This is a genomic window from Mesocryomonas lacus (genome assembly GCF_055730105.2).
Map to the genome: position 1 here is coordinate 628,513 of NZ_JBUZWF020000003.1, position 18,254 is coordinate 646,766.

Sequence of the window (18,254 nt, forward strand, 5' to 3'; positions counted from 1 at the left end):
CGTGCCGGCCCAGGGCTTTGCAGGTTTAGCCTCGCCATCGTGCTGGGCGGGTGGTGCGCAGTGCCGGCCACGGCGGCCGATGCCCCCGGCGAAATTCCCGTCGATGTCGAACTGGTGCTCGCTGTCGATGTGTCCTGGTCGATGGACCTCCACGAGCAGCGCATCCAGCGCGACGGCTATGTCGCCGCCTTCCGCAGCCCGGAGGTGCAGCGCGCCATCCTCGAGGGCGGCCATGGCAAGGTCGCGGTCACCTATGTCGAATGGGCTGGCGCGTTCTCGCAAGCCGTCGTCGTGCCGTGGATGCTGGTCGATTCCAAGGCTGCTGCCGACGGCTTCGCCTATCGCCTTGCCAATGACGAGCCGATGCGCGAGCGGCGGACCTCGATCGCCGCGGCGATCGACTTCTCCGCGAGCCTATTCGACGGCAACGGTTATGCCGGCATTCGCCGGGTGATCGACATTTCCGGTGACGGCCCGAACAACCAGGGCCGCGCCGTCACCGCCTCGCGCGATGCCGCGGCCGCCCAGGGGATCACCATCAACGGCCTGCCGCTAATGACGCAAGGGGATGGTGCGGGGTCCTGGGGATCGATCCCCGATCTCGACCGCTACTACGCCGACTGCGTCATCGGCGGTCCCGGCGGCTTCGTCATCCCCGTCAACGACTGGTCGCAGTTTCCCGACGCCCTCCGCCGAAAGCTGGTGCTGGAACTCGCCGGGGGCTGGCCACCGCCGCCGGCGGTTCCTGAACGTTTCGTCGTCCCAGTGCAGGACCGGACGGGCGCCGATTGTCTCGCCGGCGAACGGCAATGGGACATGCGGCAGCAGCGCAGTTTTGACGACCGCTGATCGGCCTGTCGGCATTGGGAAGGCGGAACGGTGATGAAACGCCCGCCGGTAAGCGTCATGCGTTCACTGGCACGGCCGAATTGACCGCCGCTCGGGCGGCACGCTCCTGCTGGGGCGATCGGCCGTAGAGCTCGCGGTAGCATTTCGAGAAATGCGACGCCGAGACGAAGCCAGAGGCGACGGCGATCTCGACTATCGGAAGTGCTGATTGCAGCAGCAGGTGCCGCGCCCGGTCGAGCCGGATCTCGAGGTAATAGCGTGCGGGGGATCGGCCCATCTCCTTGTCGAACAGCCGTTCGACCTGACGGCGCGACAGCGAGATGCGACGGGAGATCTCGACCAGCGACAGCGGCTCGCCGAGGTTGGCCTCCATGATCTCGATGATCGCCAGCACCTTCGAGTGCTGCACGCCGAGGCGGGCCCGCAGCGGCAGCCGCTGCCGGTCGTGGCTGGCCCGCACCCGATCGGTCAGTGCTTGCTCGCAGACCCGGTTGACGAGATCGTCGCCGTGATCCTCGCCAATCAGCGCCAGCATCATGTCGAGCGCTGCCGTGCCGCCGGCGCAGGTGAAGATGTTGTGGTCGATCTCGAACAGGTCGGCATGCACGTCGGCCCGCGGAAACGCTTCCGAGAACCCTGGAAGATTCTCCCAGTGAATGGCGCAACGGCGTTCGGCGAGCAGGCCGGCTCGGGCGAGGATCCAGGCACCGGTGCAGAGGCCGCCGACGGAAATGCCTCGCTGATGGGTCTCGCGGAGATAGGCGAAGCTCGCCTTGTCGCAAAAATCCTCGACGAACACGCCGGAGCAGACGAAGACCATCGACGGCTTGCGGTCGTTCAGGAGCGCTCGCCGTTCTTCTTCCACCGAGCCGCCGACGGAGATTTCCACCCCGTTCGAGGCGAAGATCGCCTTGCCCGTCGGCGAGGCCAGCCGCCATCGATAGGCCTCGTGACCGAGCAGGCGATTGGCGATCCGCAAGGGCTCAATCGCCGTGGCGAAGGCAATCATCGAAAAGTTGGGAACCAGCAGGAAAACCAGGCTGCGTTTCAGCTGTTTCTCTGGAGGAATGCGCACGGGAACCTGGAGCATTTTGTCTCGACAGGCGGCCAAGTGCCGCGGCGTCAAACTGCGCGTTTCCGGCGTCGCTTTCAAGTCAATTACGAAGGTTTCTAAACTGCTACGCTTTGCTGCAGCGCACGCTAAATCATTGATCATTCTGCCGTTTGGGTGAGCAGTCCGTAGCCTAAGTCTCAGCGCTTCGGCATACGGCTGAGGCGCGCGTGATTGGCCTTTGCGCGCTTGGCATACGGCTTTAGTCCTTCAGAAAGGACGGTGTCGGCATCGTCCTGGTTCTGGCGTACGACGCCGGTCATCGCCGATGTCGCGGTCTCCAGAACGATGGTCGCCATCGCCATCTGCATGGCCAGCGCGCTCTCACCCATCGCCACGAATTTCTCGGTGACCATCTGGGTCGCCTCGCGGTTGGACTTTGCTGTCGGACGGCCCGCCGACCACCACATGTCTGTCAGCCGGGTGGCGATGACGAAGGGCGATGCTGCGACCAGCGTCGCGATCTCGGCGTTTGTTTTGGTGATGCTATGGGTCATGCCGCTGTGTCCTCAGACTGGCTTCCTTCGGTGTCAACGTGCCGATGACAGCCGCGTTCTATAGGTCGAAAAGTTTATTTCGACCGACGAACGATAGAGAATGACAGTTTAGCCAACAAATCGTAACGCTGGAGGAACCAAGCCGTGAGCTTGCCGTTTTTCTGCCGCATCGTTTCAATGGAGAGCGTCCCCATGTCCAACCGTCTTGCCGCCGTCGCCGTCATTCTCGCCGCCGCGCTCACCATGTCCGCTTGCGCGAACACCGTCCGCGGTGTCGGTCGCGACGTCGGAAACACGGTCGACGCGACTGGCGCAGCAGCGAACGACATCGCGCGCTAAATCTCGATCTAAGTTAAATAAAAAAGGCCCGACGACAGTCGGGCCTTTTTTATTTGTGGGCTACAGGTAGCATGCCCAACGGTGGATGGCGTTAGTTACTGTGGACGCCAGTGATGGTGGAACGGCAGTGGATCCGCCGTCGCAGAATGCACGGAAGACGTCAGGCGTCTTAGTGCGGGTGATGGGGACCGGGCGAAGACGGGTTGACCATCGCGGCCATGATCCCGCGGATGGTCAGGGCGCCCAGCGGGCTGCCCTTCGCGCAGACGACATGGGCCGTGTCGCTGCCGCTGTCGTTCATCAGCCGTGCGGCCTCCTCGATGATCGTGCCTTCGCGCACAGCCGGTCCCGTTGGCGCCGCACCGTTGCTGGCCTGCATGATGGTCTGCACCTCGATGACCCGACCGCGGTTCACCTCGCGGACGAAGGAGGTGATGTAGTCGTCGGCCGGATGCAGCACGATGTCCTCGCCGGTGCCTTGCTGGACGATCTCGCCGTCGCGCAAGATGGCGATGCGGTCGCCCAGCCGAAGCGCTTCGTCGAGGTCATGGGTGATGAAGACGATGGTCTTCTGCAGTTCTTCCTGCAGGCCGAGCAGCACCGACTGCATGTCGCCGCGGATCAGCGGGTCGAGTGCGGAAAAGGCCTCGTCCATCAGAAGGATGTCGGCGTCCGTCGCCAGCGCGCGGGCGAGGCCGACGCGCTGCTGCATGCCGCCGGACAGGGCGGCGGGGTAGCGGCTCTCATAGCCCGAAAGGCCGACACGATCGATCCAGCGGGCCGCCGCGGCCTTCTGCTTGGCCGCCGAGACGCCCTGGATGGCGAGGCCATAAGTGACGTTGTCGAGGATCGTCTTGTGCGGGAGCAAGGCGAAGCGCTGGAACACCATCGAGATCTTGTGCCGACGGAAATCCTGCAGCCGCTTGGGCGGCATCGCCAGAACGTCTTCGCCACCGATGACGATCTCGCCCGAAGTCGGCTCGATCAGCCGGTTGATGTGGCGGATCAGCGTCGACTTGCCCGAACCCGACAGGCCCATGACCACCTGGATCCCGCCTTTCGGCATGTCGATGTTGATGTCCTTGAGGCCAAGCACATGCTGGTGCTTCTGCATCAGCTCGGCCTTGGTCATGCCGGCCTTCACCTCTTCGACCAGACGCTTGTCGTCGGCGCCGAAGAGCTTGTAGAGCGAGCGGATGCGGATGGCGATGTCATCCATGGGCGATCTCCCGGTGGCGCTGCAGCCGCTTTCCATAGGCTTGGCTGGCGCGGTCGAAAATGATGGCGATGGCGACGATCGCGAGGCCGTTCATCACCCCTTGCGCGAAATACTGGTTGGTGATGGCCTGCAGCACGGGCTGGCCCAGGCCGCGCACGCCGATCAGCGAGGCGACGACGACCATCGCCAGCGCCATCATGATGGTCTGGTTGATGCCAGCCATAATCGTCGGCAGCGACAGCGGCAGCTGTACCCCGACAAGCCGCTGCCAACTGGACGAGCCGAAGGCATCGGCGGCTTCCATCACCTCCTTGTCGACGAGGCGGATGCCCAGATTGGTCAGCCGGATGATCGGCGGCATCGCGTAGATCACCACGACGATGAGGCCAGGGATGAGGCCGATGCCGAGCAGCATGACGATCGGGATAAGGTAGACGAAGGACGGCATCGTCTGCATCACGTCGAGGATCGGCGAGAGAATGGCCTGCACGCGGTCGGAGCGCGACATCGCGATGCCGATCGGCAGTCCGATGACGATCGACAGCAGCGTGCAGACGATGATGATCGACAGGGTCCGCATCGTGTCCTCCCACATGCCGAACAGGCCGATGAGGAACATCGCGACCACGGTACCGATGGTGATCGCAGTGGAGCGGCTGGCAAGCCAGACGATGGCGGTGAGGACGGCGAGGACGATCCACCAGGGCGTCGACAGCAGCAGGCTTTCGAACCAGAGCAGGAAGTCCAGCAGCGGCCGGAAGAGGGCTTCGATCGAGTCCCCCCAGGTGCGCGAGAAGGCTTTGTAGCCGAGATCGATGCTTCGCGTCGCCTCGCGCAGCACGCTGCGCTTGATCTCGGGGAACTCGACGAGCCAGTTGGGTAGAAACTCCGTCAACGGCTTACCTCTGTCTTCGGAGGGAAAGGGGGCCGCGCGGCAGGCCGCAGGGCCAAAGCAGGGCGCCGGGTCACAGCGGGGCGCAAGTGGCGATCTGCGAGACCTCGTGCGTACTGTCCTCGCTACAGGTTCGGATCCGCGGAGCGTAAGTTCGACTGCACCAGGTCCGAAGGCCGTGCTTCACAGGCACTAGGTCTCACAGCGCACGGCGTGCATTCGTACGCCTAGAATTGCGTCGACCCAGCCCACCATTTCCAATTTTCGGGGCGAGGCCGATGTGAGCCCTCCGACCACGTGACCTCATCCCGTCAGGAGAGGCACCCGGGCCGGAGGGGCGTCCCGTCTGCGCTGCATCAAACCTAGTGAGCGCTAGAGAGCAGCCTTCACCTTCTCAGCGACGTCAGCCGGGACCCACTTCGTCCAGATCTCGGGCTGCGTCTCCAGGAAGTGCGCGGCGGTGTCCTCGCCGTTCGCCTGATTTTCTTCCTTCCAGGCCAACAGCTTGTTGACGACGTCGTTGCTCCAGCCGCGCGTCTTCAGGTATTCGGCGGCGCCCGTCGATTGCTTGGCGACGGCCGGCGTCAGCATGGTGAAGACCTCGCTCTTCGTCCACGCGTTGACCTTCGGGTCCGGGCAGTCGGCGACGGAGGTGCAGCGCTTCCATTCGGCCTCGTCGAACTTAGTGTCGAAGCCGAGCTGAGTCATGTCGTACTTGCCAAGGATGGCGGTCGGGGCCCAGTAGTAGCCGAGCCAGGGCTTCTGGCCCTCGTAGGCCTTGGCGATCGAGCCGTCGAGACCGGCGCCCGAGCCGGTGTCGACCAGCGTGAAGCCCTTCTTGTCGCCCTCATAGGCCTTGTAGAACTGGGTCGTGGTCACCTGGCAGCCCCAGCCCGACGGGCAGTTGATGACGGCGCCCTTGGACGGGTCCTCGGCCGAGGGGAACAGTTCGGGATGAGCCATCGCGTCCTGGATCGTCTTGATCTCGGGGTGTGCCTTAGCGAAATAGGTCGGGACCCACCAGCCCTCGACGCCGCCATCGGTCAGCGCTTCGGCGCCGTAGACGACCCGGCCTTCCTTCACCGCGGCGTCGATCTGGTCGCGGAACTGGTTGACCCACATTTCCGGCGCGACGTCGGGTTGGCCCTTTTCGGTCATCGACGAGAAGGTCGGCATGGTGTCGCCCGGAACCTGCTCGGCATCGCAGCCATAGCCTTTTTCGAGGATGAACTGGTCGATCGCGGCGAGAACCTCGGCAGAGGCCCAGTTCATCAGCGAAATCGTGATCTTGCCGCAGCTCTCCTGCGCGGAGGCGGTGCCGGCGCCGCCGAAGAGGGCGGCAGCCAGAATGGTCGAGGCGAGCAGCTTTTTCATATCGTACCCTTTGCAAGTCGTGAAACAGTAATCGATGCACAGCGAAGGTCATCGAAACCCCATCTACAAATAGACGGTGGCTTCCGAAGGAGGGCGAAACGCGCAGAGACTGCCGCAATTTAGCTGCATTCAAGGCTAGCGCGTTGTTGAAACGATTCCAAACGCTTTTTTCGGTCGGCGGCGAGGGGCTCAACCTATGGCGCGATCGCCATCCGGCAACCATTACGGATCACGACTGTACGCCATCTGGCCGGATGGCGTCAGGATTGTCCTCCTCATCCACAGAAGATGGGCTTTTTAGCCGAGCAGGCGGTCAGGCCGCGCCGTCCTGCGGCGCAAATCGGCCACTGGAAAGCCATCATCGGCATCCGGCCGTTAGCGCCACGGTAACGAGTGCAGGCCCATAAGGAGAGCGCGACGGCGTCGCCCAAGCCCCGGAACTGGTACCGCGTACCGGGGCGGACGATGCCGATGACCTCCAGTCGTGTCGCCCGATAGAAAAGCCGCGTCGCGCTCAGAGCGACGCGGCTTTTCCGTTTGGAGCGACCGCCATGGCGTCCGATGCGCGGGGTGGCGGCGGAGCGCAGCACCATGCCCCGCGTCACTCGACAAGCGCTGCGTTCTGCGGGTCGGCGCGGCCTGCCCCCGTGCTCAGAGCCCGGCCGTCAGCGACGGCGCCGGGGCACCAGGACGCACGGCAGCGATGTCCTCGACGGCGCGCGTCTTGTACTGGCTGAGGAGTTCTGCCGCGACGCGATCGGCCGGCATCGGCTTGCCGTAGTAGTAGCCCTGGATCTGGTCGCAGCCGAGTTCGTCGAGCAGCGCGACCTGGGCTTCGGTCTCCACGCCCTCGGCGGTGACCTTCATCTGCATGTGATGGGCCAGCGAGACGATGGTGCCGAGGATGGCGCGCACGTTGAGCTCGCCGGACTCGAAGGCGACCATGAAGGACTGGTCGATCTTCAGCTTGTCGAAGGGGAAGCGCCAGAGATAGCCGAGCGAGGAGTAGCCGGTTCCAAAATCGTCCATGTCGATGGAGATGCCGAGCGCCTTCAGTTCCATCAACTGCTTCAGGATGTCGTCCGAACGCTCGAGCAGCAAGGATTCAACCACCTCGATCTCCATCCGACGGCCATCGACGCCGGCTGCCTTCAGCGCGTCGCCGATGATGCCGACGAGGTCGCCGTCGCGGAATTGCACGGCGGAGAGGTTGACCGAGACGAAGAGGTGCTCCGGCCAGAGCGCGATCTGCTGAGCCGCCTTGCGGATCACCCAGGTGCCGATTTCCTTAATGAAGCCGCGGCTTTCGGCGATCGGCACGAAGACCGACGGTGAAATGTAGCCTCCGGCGGGATCCGGCATGCGCAGCAGGGCCTCGAACCCCAGCAGCGCGGCCCCGCGTCCGCTGACGATCGGCTGGTAAAAGAGCTCGAAACCGTCGTTCGCCACGGCCGCGCGGACCATCGCCTCGATCTGCCGGCGGCGGTGCACGTCCTCGTCCATGTGCGGCTCGAACAGCGTGAAGTCACCCGTCTGCGCAGTCTTATGATGCAGAAGGGCGAGCTCGGCGTGCTTGGTCAGGTCGCCGAAATTGCGCCCGTCGGCGGGCATCATCGCCACGCCGATCGAGATGCTCGGACGGATGATCTGACCTTTCAGCTCGATTGGCTCGGCCACCGCTAGCTTAATCTTGTGGGCCAGCGCGGCGACGTCCTCGGCGCTGACGATCCGACGCCGCAATAGGACGAAGTCGTCGGCGCCAATTCTCGCGAGAAGGTCGATCCGGTCGACGACGGTCTTCAGCCGGTTGGCGACGACCCTCAGCAACTCGTCGCCCTGCGCCTGTCCGAGTCCGTCATTGATATCGGCGAGCCCGTCTATGTCGATGAACAGGAACGCCATGTGCTCGCGCGTCGCCCGCGCCGTTGACAGCACCCGCTCCGTCTCTTCCTGCATCCGCGTGCGGTTGAAGAGATGCGTCAGCGGGTCGTGGTTGGCCAGAAAGGCGATGCGGTCGTCGGCCTGGATGATCTTGCGGTGGCGGCGGAGGTAGATGAGCGTGGGGATGCCGGTTGCGATCAGGAGCAGAAGCAGCAAGGCCAGCGATGCGTCGGTGAGCGTCGTCGTGTAGTTGGAGCGGTCGTCGATCATGTCTGCGACGACCGAGAGATAGCCAATGGTCGCCCCGCCGCGCTGCAGCGGCGTCAGGACGGATGGATTGGTCTGCCCGTCATCGTAGACGATCTGCCAGTCGCCGGTGCGCTGCAGGACAGGATCGGACAGACGGTCGCCGGTGCTGATGCCGCCCGCACGATCCCGCATCAACCATTTGTAGCGTTCGGACCGGGTCCGGAAGATCTCCGCCCCTGACCGGTCGAAGATCGCGAAGCTATCGATGTCCGCAAGGTTGGCCACCGTGCGTATTTTTGTCTCGGCGTCCGGATCGCGCGAGATGCCGGTGAGGAAGGCGTTGAGATTGCCCTGATCGGACATCAGAAGTTCGGCGAACCTTTGTCCCTTCGCCTTCATCTCCAATTCGACGAGGCTGCCGATCGTGCCGCCGCCAATAGACAGCACGCCGAAGACCACGACGCCGGCAAAAATCATGCCGCCCGCTATCGTCGCCCAGTATCGTCTTACGGTGATCAGCATCATATGTTCGATCGTTGCATCGGCGGGCAATCTATAAGCCGAAGGTAAAGAATTAGGCAGATGGCTCGCGCACTTTCTCAGCTTCTTTCATGCCGGGCTGGCGTGCAGCCTTCGCCGGTAAAAGAGTTCGGTGGACAGCGATGAACCGGATGGTTGACTAACGCCGTCATTAAAGATGCAATGAGCTATCCGCGTCTTTTGATCGCTGCAACGCCAGGCTGTCCCGGCGGCACGGGAGAATGCGACCGAGCTCTCTGGGAGGCACGATGAAACGTCTGAGGGCATGCATCCTGGCGGCATTCACGCTTCTGGCGCCGGGATCGATGGCGGCGGCTCGCCCTCTCATCGTCGCCAAAATCGACATTTCGGCGCAGACGATGACGGTCACGCGCAACGGCGCGGTTGTCGACCGGTGGCAGGTCTCGACGGCGGGGAATGGCTACACGACGCCGACGGGCAGCTACCGCCCGACCCGGCTTCACCGGATGTGGTACTCGAAGAAATACCACAACTCGCCGATGCCGTTTTCTATCTTCTTCCGCGGCGGCTATGCCATCCATGGCACCGGCTCGGTCAGGCGGCTTGGCAGCCCGGCCTCGCACGGGTGCATCCGGCTGCATCCGCGCAATGCCGCCAAGCTCTATGCGATGGTGCAGCAGGCAGGGGTGCGCAACACCTCGATCGTCATCAGCCGGTAGAGTGTCGTTCTTCGGAGAGGAGGCACGCGTGCCCTGTCTCGGCGCGGCATCGGCCTTCCCCTAAGCAACCCTGGCTCGATCGCGGGCTGCGGGCCAGAGAGGAATGCAGACTGTCAGCGACACGCTGAAGGTTGCAGGCTGCGGGCAGCCGTGCCGTTCCTGTCCTTGGGAAAGCTGCGCTCGTCAGCCCCAGCGGCGGTGGAACCACATCCACTGTTCGGGATGCTCGCGCACCCAGCCCTCGACGATATCGTTCAGCGTCTGGCAGCTGGCCGGGATGTCGATTGCGCCCTCGGCATTGCGCGGTAGGTCGAGCCGCGGCTTCAGCTCCAGCCGGTAGCGCCCGCCGGGCAAGCGGATGACGCGGGCCGGATAGACCTCGCAGTCGAACTGCCGGACGAGTTTCGGCACCAGCGGATTGGTCTTGCAGGCCCTGCCGAAGAACGTCGTCGGGGCGCCCTTGGTAAACTTCTGGTCGACCAGCATGCCGACCGATCCCTGGCGGTCGAGCGTGCCGGCCAGCGCCCAGGCCGCGCCCGCCTTGGAGGGCACGAGATGGCCGCCGCGGGTGCGCCGGGCCGAGAGGATTTCGCGGGCAATGTAACGGTTGTTCGGCTGACGGAAGAGGGCGGTGACCTCGAGGCCGAAAGTTGCGGCACAGATCGGCAGGAGCTCGAAGCAGCCGAGATGGCCGGTGAAGAACACGAAGGGACCGCCACGCTTCTGCAACTCTTCGAATATCTCGGCGCCCTCGACCTCGATCAGCCCTTCGCCTGGCTTGGCGGGGTCGAAGTCGAAGATCTCATCGAGGAAGACGTATTCCGCCGCCAGCCGCGCCATGTGCTCCCAGTTGGCGCGGGCGGTCGCGTCGATCCAGGCCGCATCCTTTTCGGGATAGGCGAGGCGGAGGTTCTCCTTGGCCAGCCGGTGGCGCGGGGTGAGGGGGCCCACCCACCGGCCGAGCGCGGCGGCGGTGGCGAGCCCCGCGCGCGGCGGCAGCTGACGCAGGATCCATAGCAGCGAGAAGATCAGCCGGGCCGATGTCCAGTCGCGCGTGATCCGCCAGCGCTTCCAGGCCTTCTTAGCAAACAGGCTGCTCATGCCGCGGGCAGGCGCTCGAGGTTGAGGATGATCTTGCCGAACACCTGGCGCCCGGCCATGCGCTGCAGCGCGACGTCGATCTCGTCGAGGCCGATCTCGGTGTCGATCACCGGCTTCACCAGCCCGCGCGCCATCTTCTGCATGGCGTCGGCCATGTTCTCCATCCGGCAGCCGAACGAGCCGATGAGCCTCAGCTGCTGCTGGAACAGCATCATCAGGTTGGTCGGCGCCGAGACGCCGGAAGTCGAGCCGCAGGTGACGAGCCGTCCGCCGCGCTTCAGGCACAGCATCGAGCCGGCCCAGGTGTCGACGCCGACATGCTCGAAGACGACGTCGACGCCCTTCTTTTTCGTCAGCTTGCGCACCACGCCCTCGAAGCGGTCCGAGCGGTAGTTGATCACATGGTCGGCGCCGAGCGCCTTCGCGCCCTCGATCTTCTCGTCGGAGCCGACGGTGGTGATCACTGTCGCGCCGTGTTTCTTGGCGAGCTGGATCGCCGCCGTGCCGATGCCGGAGCCGCCGGCATGGATAAGGATCGTTTCGCCCGGCTCGAGCTTGGCATTGTCGAAGAGCATGTGCTCGACCGTGCCGAAGGTCACCGGCGCCAGCGCCGCGCCGATGGCGTCGCAGCCGGGCGGGGCGGCGACGAGCAGCCGCACCGGCAGGTTCACCACCTCCTGCGCGAAACCGTCGAGGTGGAAGCCGTGCACGCCCGAGACGTGTTCGCAGAGGTTGTCGCGCTTCTCGCGGCAGGCCTTGCAGAGCCCGCAGGTGCGCGCGCCGTAGATCGAGACCAGCTGCCCCGGCAGCACGCCGGCGGCGCCCGGCCCCAGCGCCTCGACGACGCCCGAAGCCTCCGCGCCGATCACCAGGGGCAGGTTGCGCTTGGCGAAAGCCATGCCGCGCCAGCCCCAGACGTCGATGTGGTTCAGCGCCACGGCGGAGATCCGCACCCGCGCCTCGCCGGGACCCGGCGCAACCGGTTCGGGAATGTCAGTGACCCGGAGATCCTTGTCGCCGAAAAGCTGCAATGCACGCATGGAAATCCTCGAAACTACCGGGCGCCGGGCGTCCAGAGGGACGCGCCGCGGCGCCTCATATCATTGTGCGGGCGCGCCCGTCAGCCGCGGGGTTCGCGGCCGAGGACGAGGCTGACATTCTGGCCGCCGAAGCCGAACGAGTTCGACAGCACCGCCGAGACGTCCGCCGATCGTTTCACGTTGGGCACCACGTCGAGCGCGATCGCCGGATCGGGAATGTCGTAGTTGATCGTCGGCGGCAGCACGCCGTGGCGCATGGTCAGGATCGAGAACACCGCCTCGATCGCGCCGGCGGCGGTGAGCGTATGGCCGATCATCGACTTGTTCGACGACAGCGGCACCTCGGCGATCCGCTCGCCGAAGACAGCCGCAAGGCCGCCGGCCTCCATGCGGTCGTTCTCCGGCGTCGAGGTGCCGTGCGCGTTGATGTAGCCGATGTCCTCCGGCGTCAGGCCGGCATCGGCAAGGCCGTCGCGGATGGTGGCGATGATTGGCGAGCCGTCGGGCTTGGAGCGGGTGCGGTGGAAGTCGTCGGCCTTTTCGCCGCAGCCATGCACCACGCCGAGGATTTTCGCCCCGCGGGCCTTCGCCGATTCCAGCGATTCCAGCACCAGGGCGCCGGCGCCCTCGGCCATGACGAAGCCGTCGCGGTCCTTCGAGAAGGGCTTCGACGCGCGTGCGGGCACGGCATTGTTGGTCGAGAGCGCGGAGAGCAGCGAGAAGCGGATCAGCGCCTCCGCGCCGACCGAGCCGTCGGTGCCGATCGAGATCGCGCGGTCGGTCTCGCCGCGGCGGATCGCCTCGACGCCGAGCTGGATCGCCGAGGCGCCCGAGGCGCAGGCCGTGGACAGCGTTACCGGCAGGCCGCGTGTGCCGAGGATGTCGGCGAGGCGTTCGGAAATGCCGGAGAACAGCGTCTGCCGGTACATCGCCGGGTCGCGGTTCTGTCGCACCAGCTCCATCAGCCGGTCGTAGCCGGCCTCCTCGCGCGCCTCGCCCGGCAAGGCGTCGAGCAGGAAGCGGTGCTGCCATTCCAGCTCGATCGGCGGCGCAGCGAGAAACAGCGGGCCGGCGAAGGCGCCGTCATAGCCAGCCATCCGCACCGCCTCGAGCCCAGCCGAGCGGGCGAGCGCGAAGGAGAGGTCGATGCCGGTGACCGGGGAGACGTCCATGAAGTCGACGGTGCCGGCGATCGTCGTGCGCAGGTGGTCGGTCGGAAACCGCGTGATCGTGTGGATGCCCGAGCGGCCTTCCGTCAGCGCCGTCCAGTTGGCGTCGACGCCTTCGCCGAGCGAGGAGACGACGCCGATACCGGTGACGACGACGACGGGACGACCGCGGGAATCGAGAGTGCTGTTCATCGCCAGGCTCCGCTCAATGGCCGTTGAGGGCATGCAGGACGCAGACGCCTTCGGCCTGCACATGGCCGATCGTCGTCACCAGCGCCTGCGCCGGGTTAAAGAGGACCTGGTTTTCCACCCGTCCGTCGAAGGGCGGCAGGCCGGTGCGCCGGGCGAGCGCGGCAGCCGCCAGGGCAATGCCGGCCGAGAACTGCGCTTCGAAGGATTGACCGAGCAGCGTGCCGTAGCTGCGCAGCGCCGCCTGCGGGAAGCGGGCGCGGAGCGCGGCGCGCTCGGGCTGCGACAAAGCGGCGATGCCGGTGGCGCCGGAGAGGATCAGGAGCTCGTCGTCGGAAAGGCCGGTCTGCTCCAGGAGGCCATCGAAACGCTGCGTCAGCGACGCTTCGTCGCGCGGTCCGCGGTCGGCGAAGATCTTCTCGATCCGCGCATAACCGGTGCCGCCGCGCGACGCCGCATGTTCGGCCGATTCCAGCACCAGGAAGGCGCCGACGCTGCCGATGGTCAGGCCATCATGGCCTGGGGTCCGGCCGAAGACCGGGCTCCATTCATCCTTCAGGAGATAGCCGCCCATCTCGTAATTGGTGAGGAGGTCCTTGCGCTCGGCCGAGAAGGCGCCGCCGACAAGGCAGATGCGGCTCTGGCCGGATGCGATGCGGGCCGCGGCGACCGAGATCGCGGAAATGCCCGCGCCTTCCTCGCCCATGAAGGTGCGCGAGGATCCTGTGACCTTATGGACGATCGAGATGTTGCCGGCGAGGAGGTTCGACAGCTGGGCGAGGAACAGCGTCGGCCGCAGCTCCGAGGACAGGACCTCGTTTGCCCGCGCCTGCTTGTCTTCGGCGCCGCGCGCCCGCTCCATCACCAGCGCGTCGACGGCGACGTCCCGCTCGCCGCCACCAGCCGCCACGATCATGTCGATGCGCGAGCGCACGTCCTCGTCGGCTGGGATGCCAGCGTCGGCCAGCGCAATGCCGGCGGCATAGGTGCCGAGCTTCTGCCAGGTCTCCATCTGCCGCTGGTCCCCCTTCTTGGGGATTTGCTGCGTCCAGTCGATCGGCGGCAAAGGGTGGACGAAATACGGCGCGTAGCGCTCGGTCTCGATCTCGGGATGCGGCGCCGCGTCGGCGGTGAGCCGGTCGAGATGCGCCTCGATGCCTTCGCCGAGCGAGGAGACGAGGCCAATGCCGGTGATCAGGACGTCCTGGTGGGTCATACAGCTTCCATCTGTTGCGCGCCGGCCCGATGAGGCTGGCGACCGGCGTTCCCCCCACCGGCGGGCGCTAAGCGCCCAAAGCATGCCGGCATCGCCACCAAAGCCCTGATGGGCTGGTCGCGATGCCACTGGTCAAATCGGCGAGGCGCCGCAGACGTCCCGCAGTACGCGCCTAGGCGACGGACGTCTCCGTCGGCGGCGCGACGGTCTCAGGCGGTCTTGGCGGCGCGAAGCTCGTCGATCTTGGCGCAGAGGTTCTTCAGGACGAAGTACTCCTCGGTCGCCGCCTCGCCTTCGTTCACCCGCTGGGTCCACTGTTCCAGCGGTATCTTGATGCCGAATTCCTTGTCGATGGCGAAGACGATGTCGAGGAAATCCAGCGAATCAATGCCGAGATCGTCGATCGTATGGCTCTCCGGCGTGATCTGCGCGCGGTCGATCTCGCTGGTCTCGGCGATGATGTCGGCGACCCGGTCGAAGGTTGAGGACAAAGGACTACCCCGTGTTTTCGTCGCGGTCATCGGACCGCGGTTTTCAGTGCACTGCGAATTCGCGAGCTATAGGCTGTCGCGTGGAAAAAGCAAAGTTGCGGCTTCAGCCCGGCCTCGACTGGTCCGGCAGTCGACTTGACCGCAAGCTGATGGACGGCCCATCAGTCACCGCAACGATCGAGAGTGATAAAGCCTGCTGCCGGCTTACGGTGGTGGGCAGGAGCGATGAGATGGCACGGAAAATTCGGGATGCGAGCTGGCTGGTGGACGAGACAGCGGCAGACGCGCCGGCGGAAGAGTGCTGGCTCTGCGGGCGACTGGTCGGCACGAGAGTGGATCGCTTCCACCCAATCCCGAAGAGCCGGGGCGGCCGCGACTCGGTGCCGGTCCATCCTATCTGCCGCGAAGCCATCGACGCTAACTTCTCCGCGAGTGAACTCGTCCGCCACGCGGAAGGCGGCATACCCCTCAGCGACAACGAGACTGTCGCCCGCTTCATCCGCTGGGTTGGCAACAAGCCTGCAGATTTTCACTCGGTGACGAAGGGTGGACGCTAGCGGAGCAGAACGCTCGAGGACGGCCGGCGCCGTCTGACGACCGACGATTTGGAATTGATCCCGGATCAAGCCCGGGATGACAAAGCGGGCCTGTCGCGGGCAGCGCGCTACCTGTGGTCAGGAGAACTGATCCGGCTCGGGCCGTTCTCCTACCCCCGAAGCCTTCTGCCAACGACTGATTCAGCTCCGCGGCTTGAGGTTCTCCGGATCGTACAGCGGCTTGTAGCCGACGGCCGCCACCTCCACGGGATAGGTCTCCGCGAAATACTCGACGCTGAGCTTGCGCCCGACCTGGCAGTGCGACCAGGGGAGGTAGGCGAGGGCGATGTTCTTGCCGACGGTCGGGCCGTAGGCGATCGAGGTTGTGTAGGAGCGCCGGCCGAGTTCGTCGACCAGCACCGCGCCGGTGGCCGGATCGATCACCGGCAGCGAGCCGACGGGGTAGCGTGCGACGCCCGCGGCATCGACATTGTCGGTTATCACCAACGTGCAGAGCATCGCAGGCTGGTGGTCGCGCGCCTTGTATTCGAGGTGTTTGGCCTTGCCACGGAAGTCGGCCTCCTTGACCTTGGGGCGCGCCAGGTCCGCTTCGATCAGATTGTACTGGGTGTGGAGGTCGGCGTTCTGCAGGCGCAGGCTCTTCTCCATGCGGCGGGAATTGGCGTAGGTCTCGATGCCGAAGGCCATGACGCCGGTGGCACGCAGCGCATCCCAGACGGCGAGGCCGTCCTCGTAGGCCATGTGCAGCTCCCAGCCTTGCTCGCCGACATAGGAGATGCGGAAGGCCGAGACCGCCTTGCCCGCGATCTCGATCGGGCGGATGGCCGCGAACGGAAAGCTTGCGGCGTCCAGCGCATTCGGCTCAGCGACGACTTTCTTCAACGTCTCGCGGGCGTTCGAGCCCCAGATGCCGATGGTGACGTTGGCTTCCGAGACGTCGGTGATCACGACGTCGAAGCCTTTGTCCTCGGCGATGCGCCGGAGATAGAGGAGGTCGCGCGGGCCGGCGTCGGCGCCGTCGACGATGCGGCAGCGGTCGGCCATGCGCAGGATCGTGAAGTCGGCTCGGACCATGCCCTCGTCGTCGAGGAAGTGGGTGTAGATGCCCTTGCCGATATTGCCGTCGCCGCCGATCTTGGCCGCCGACACCCATTCGAGCAGCGCGACATGGTCGGGCCCCTCGACGTCGATCATGTAGAAATGGCTGAGGTTGACGATGCCGCAATCGTCGGACATCGCCAGCTGCTCGGCGTTTGAGACCCGCCAGAAATGCCGGTTGTCCCACTCGTTCTCGCGCAACGGCACCTGGTTGCCGTACTTCTCCAGGAGATGATCGTTCGCGGCATAGCCGTGCGCGCGCTCCCAACCGCCGAGCTCCATGAAATGCCCGCCGAGCTCGACCTCGCGCGCGTAGAAGGGCGAGCGCTTGGCGCCGCGCCCCGTCGCATAGGGCTCGCGCGGGTGGATCGCCGGGAAATAGATCTTCTGCGCCGCCTCATAGGTGCGGCCCTCGATAAATTCCTCGGTCAGCTGGTGGCCGTAGAAGCGGGCGTAGTCGACCGAGTTGTGGTCGATCTCGGTGCGCCCGTCGGTCATCCAGTCGGCGATCAGCTTGCCGTAGGCGGGGCCGTCCTTCACCCAGATGGCGATACAGTACCAGAGGCCGCGCACCTTCTGGCTTTCGCCGCAGGAGGCACCGCCGCCGGCCGAGACCTGCAGGAGCCCGTTGAAGGAATGGCCCTCGTTGTAGCCGAGCTCGCCAAGGATCGGCGTCAGCTCCATCGCGCGCTCGAGCGGCTCGAGGATCTGCTCCATGTCGAGGTCGCGCTGCGAGGGCGAGAGCCGGGCCTGGTGCTTTTCCAGAATGTCGCGGGGATGGCAGAGGCGCGGGTTCGTCGCCTCGTAATAACCCCACTCGATCTGCCCACCCTCGGTGGTCTTCGGGTCGCCGGTATCGCGCATGTAGGCCGAGTTGCCCTGGTCGCGCAGCAGGGGATAGCCGATCTCCTTGCCGGTGCCTTCGAACTCGGTGTACGGGCCGAAGAAGGTGAGGGGGTGGTCGACCGGCATCACCGGCAGGTCCTCGCCCGCCATCTCGGCGATCAGCCGTCCCCAGATGCCGGCGGAGACGACGACATGGTCGGCCATGATCGTGCCGCGGTGGGTGACGACGCCCTTGATCCGGCCGTTCTCGATGATCAGCGACTGCGCGGCGGTGTTGGCGAAAGCCTTGAGCTTGCCCGTCTTCTCGGCGGCATCGACGAGCTTGCCGGCGACGGTCTGCGAGCGCGGGATGACGAGGCCGGCATCGGGATCGAACAGGCCGCCTTGCACTTGATCCTCTTCGATCAGCGGGAACATCGCCTTGATCTCGGCCGGGCTCACATAATGGGCGCGGGTGCCGAAGGCTTTCGCCGAGGTCAGCTTGCGCTTGATCTCCTCCATCCAGGCGTCGTCGCCGGTGCGCGCCACTTCCAGGCCGCCGATTCGGGCGTAGTGTCCCATCTTCTCGAAGAAATCGATCGAGTACTGGGTCGTCCAGACCGAGAGATAGTCGTGGCTGGTGGTGTAGCAGAAGTCCGACGCATGGGCCGTCGAGCCGATGTCGGTCGGGATGCCGGACTTGTCGATGCCGACGATATCGTCCCAGCCGCGCTCGATCAAATGATGCGCGATCGAGGCGCCGACGATGCCGCCGAGCCCGATGATGACGACCTTCGCCTTATTCGGAAATTCTGCCATGTCATGCCCCGTCCAACCGATATGGCGCGATGTTAGGCGCAGTCCCCGGCAAGGCCGCTTCCAAAAGCGACACGCAGGATTGCCGCCGCGCCACGCCGCGGCGTGGTCCGGCCGGCGT

Annotated in this window: 16 protein-coding genes; 4 read left to right on the forward strand and 12 right to left on the reverse strand. The window is 65.3% G+C overall.

Features of this window, described 5'->3' with window-relative positions; translation table 11 throughout:
• The first annotated feature begins 60 nt into the window (after window positions 1–60).
• A complete protein-coding gene (locus tag ACZLZQ_RS12750) occupies window positions 61–849 on the forward strand; it encodes a DUF1194 domain-containing protein (protein WP_472949672.1) in 789 nt (262 codons plus the stop codon).
• 55 nt (window positions 850–904) lie between these two features.
• Here ACZLZQ_RS12750 and ACZLZQ_RS12755 read toward each other — a convergent pair whose 3' ends face one another.
• Both ACZLZQ_RS12755 and ACZLZQ_RS12760 read right to left on the reverse strand, forming a co-directional pair.
• Window positions 905–1,939, reverse strand: coding sequence for a GlxA family transcriptional regulator (locus ACZLZQ_RS12755; protein WP_472949673.1), 1,035 nt, complete (start codon window positions 1,937–1,939; stop codon window positions 905–907).
• A gap of 161 nt (window positions 1,940–2,100) precedes the next feature.
• The gene (locus ACZLZQ_RS12760; RefSeq protein ID WP_472934117.1) at window positions 2,101–2,457 is read right to left on the reverse strand and encodes a hypothetical protein; all 357 of its coding nucleotides are present in this window, start codon (window positions 2,455–2,457) and stop codon (window positions 2,101–2,103) included.
• 192 nt (window positions 2,458–2,649) lie between these two features.
• Between ACZLZQ_RS12760 and ACZLZQ_RS12765 the strand changes: the two genes are divergently transcribed.
• Window positions 2,650–2,796 (forward strand): entericidin domain-containing protein, encoded by a 147-nt coding sequence (locus ACZLZQ_RS12765; RefSeq protein ID WP_472934116.1) that lies wholly within the window; start codon window positions 2,650–2,652, stop codon window positions 2,794–2,796.
• 169 nt (window positions 2,797–2,965) lie between these two features.
• Here ACZLZQ_RS12765 and ACZLZQ_RS12770 read toward each other — a convergent pair whose 3' ends face one another.
• The 4 genes from ACZLZQ_RS12770 to ACZLZQ_RS12785 form a co-directional block, all read right to left on the reverse strand.
• The gene (locus ACZLZQ_RS12770; RefSeq protein WP_472934115.1) at window positions 2,966–4,015 is read right to left on the reverse strand and encodes a quaternary amine ABC transporter ATP-binding protein; all 1,050 of its coding nucleotides are present in this window, start codon (window positions 4,013–4,015) and stop codon (window positions 2,966–2,968) included.
• On the reverse strand, window positions 4,008–4,910 hold the full coding sequence (locus ACZLZQ_RS12775) for an ABC transporter permease (RefSeq protein ID WP_472949674.1): 903 nt from the start codon (window positions 4,908–4,910) through the stop codon (window positions 4,008–4,010). The genes ACZLZQ_RS12770 and ACZLZQ_RS12775 overlap by 8 nt, the downstream gene beginning before the upstream one ends.
• A gap of 369 nt (window positions 4,911–5,279) precedes the next feature.
• Window positions 5,280–6,281, reverse strand: coding sequence for an ABC transporter substrate-binding protein (locus tag ACZLZQ_RS12780; protein ID WP_472949675.1), 1,002 nt, complete (start codon window positions 6,279–6,281; stop codon window positions 5,280–5,282).
• A 651-nt stretch (window positions 6,282–6,932) separates the two neighbouring features.
• Window positions 6,933–8,936, reverse strand: a complete 2,004-nt coding sequence (locus ACZLZQ_RS12785; protein WP_472934112.1) for a putative bifunctional diguanylate cyclase/phosphodiesterase — start codon at window positions 8,934–8,936, stop codon at window positions 6,933–6,935.
• A 263-nt stretch (window positions 8,937–9,199) separates the two neighbouring features.
• On the opposite strand from ACZLZQ_RS12785, the gene ACZLZQ_RS12790 reads away from it, so the two are divergent.
• Window positions 9,200–9,631 carry a L,D-transpeptidase gene (locus tag ACZLZQ_RS12790; protein ID WP_472949676.1) on the forward strand — a complete coding sequence of 144 codons (432 nt, stop codon included), beginning with the start codon at window positions 9,200–9,202 and terminating at the stop codon, window positions 9,629–9,631.
• A gap of 183 nt (window positions 9,632–9,814) precedes the next feature.
• Here the strand turns inward: ACZLZQ_RS12790 and ACZLZQ_RS12795 are convergent, their stop codons facing one another.
• The 5 genes from ACZLZQ_RS12795 to ACZLZQ_RS12815 all read right to left on the reverse strand — a co-directional run bounded on the left by ACZLZQ_RS12795 (window position 9,815) and on the right by ACZLZQ_RS12815 (window position 14,837).
• Window positions 9,815–10,732, reverse strand: coding sequence for a lipid A biosynthesis lauroyl acyltransferase (locus ACZLZQ_RS12795; RefSeq protein WP_472934110.1), 918 nt, complete (start codon window positions 10,730–10,732; stop codon window positions 9,815–9,817).
• Entirely contained in the window at window positions 10,729–11,772 is a 1,044-nt protein-coding gene (locus tag ACZLZQ_RS12800) for a zinc-binding dehydrogenase (RefSeq protein WP_472949677.1), read from the reverse strand. The genes ACZLZQ_RS12795 and ACZLZQ_RS12800 overlap by 4 nt, the downstream gene beginning before the upstream one ends.
• Before the next feature lie 80 nt (window positions 11,773–11,852).
• Window positions 11,853–13,133 (reverse strand): beta-ketoacyl-ACP synthase, encoded by a 1,281-nt coding sequence (locus tag ACZLZQ_RS12805; RefSeq protein WP_472949678.1) that lies wholly within the window; start codon window positions 13,131–13,133, stop codon window positions 11,853–11,855.
• A gap of 13 nt (window positions 13,134–13,146) precedes the next feature.
• The gene (locus ACZLZQ_RS12810; protein ID WP_472949679.1) at window positions 13,147–14,346 is read right to left on the reverse strand and encodes a beta-ketoacyl-ACP synthase; all 1,200 of its coding nucleotides are present in this window, start codon (window positions 14,344–14,346) and stop codon (window positions 13,147–13,149) included.
• Window positions 14,347–14,555: 209 nt separating this feature from the next.
• Window positions 14,556–14,837, reverse strand: a complete 282-nt coding sequence (locus ACZLZQ_RS12815; protein ID WP_472934212.1) for an acyl carrier protein — start codon at window positions 14,835–14,837, stop codon at window positions 14,556–14,558.
• Window positions 14,838–14,917: 80 nt separating this feature from the next.
• On the opposite strand from ACZLZQ_RS12815, the gene ACZLZQ_RS12820 reads away from it, so the two are divergent.
• Complete coding sequence (locus ACZLZQ_RS12820; protein WP_472949680.1) at window positions 14,918–15,394, forward strand: hypothetical protein; 477 nt, start codon at window positions 14,918–14,920, stop codon at window positions 15,392–15,394.
• A gap of 180 nt (window positions 15,395–15,574) precedes the next feature.
• Here ACZLZQ_RS12820 and ACZLZQ_RS12825 read toward each other — a convergent pair whose 3' ends face one another.
• Entirely contained in the window at window positions 15,575–18,136 is a 2,562-nt protein-coding gene (locus ACZLZQ_RS12825) for a GcvT family protein (protein ID WP_472949681.1), read from the reverse strand.
• Window positions 18,137–18,254 lie beyond the last annotated feature (118 nt).

Excerpts from the sequence above, each read along its gene's own strand:
- ACZLZQ_RS12755 (WP_472949673.1), bottom strand. The coding sequence starts at position 1,939 with ATGCTCCAGGTTCCCGTGCGCATTCCTCCAGAGAAACAGCTGAAACGC.
- ACZLZQ_RS12760 (WP_472934117.1), bottom strand. The coding sequence starts at position 2,457 with ATGACCCATAGCATCACCAAAACAAACGCCGAGATCGCGACGCTGGTC.
- ACZLZQ_RS12765 (WP_472934116.1), top strand. The coding sequence starts at position 2,650 with ATGTCCAACCGTCTTGCCGCCGTCGCCGTCATTCTCGCCGCCGCGCTC.
- ACZLZQ_RS12770 (WP_472934115.1), bottom strand. The coding sequence starts at position 4,015 with ATGGATGACATCGCCATCCGCATCCGCTCGCTCTACAAGCTCTTCGGC.
- ACZLZQ_RS12780 (WP_472949675.1), bottom strand. The coding sequence starts at position 6,281 with ATGAAAAAGCTGCTCGCCTCGACCATTCTGGCTGCCGCCCTCTTCGGC.
- ACZLZQ_RS12785 (WP_472934112.1), bottom strand. The coding sequence starts at position 8,936 with ATGATGCTGATCACCGTAAGACGATACTGGGCGACGATAGCGGGCGGC.
- ACZLZQ_RS12790 (WP_472949676.1), top strand. The coding sequence starts at position 9,200 with ATGAAACGTCTGAGGGCATGCATCCTGGCGGCATTCACGCTTCTGGCG.
- ACZLZQ_RS12795 (WP_472934110.1), bottom strand. The coding sequence starts at position 10,732 with ATGAGCAGCCTGTTTGCTAAGAAGGCCTGGAAGCGCTGGCGGATCACG.
- ACZLZQ_RS12800 (WP_472949677.1), bottom strand. The coding sequence starts at position 11,772 with ATGCGTGCATTGCAGCTTTTCGGCGACAAGGATCTCCGGGTCACTGAC.
- ACZLZQ_RS12805 (WP_472949678.1), bottom strand. The coding sequence starts at position 13,133 with ATGAACAGCACTCTCGATTCCCGCGGTCGTCCCGTCGTCGTCGTCACC.
- ACZLZQ_RS12810 (WP_472949679.1), bottom strand. The coding sequence starts at position 14,346 with ATGACCCACCAGGACGTCCTGATCACCGGCATTGGCCTCGTCTCCTCG.
- ACZLZQ_RS12825 (WP_472949681.1), bottom strand. The coding sequence starts at position 18,136 with ATGGCAGAATTTCCGAATAAGGCGAAGGTCGTCATCATCGGGCTCGGC.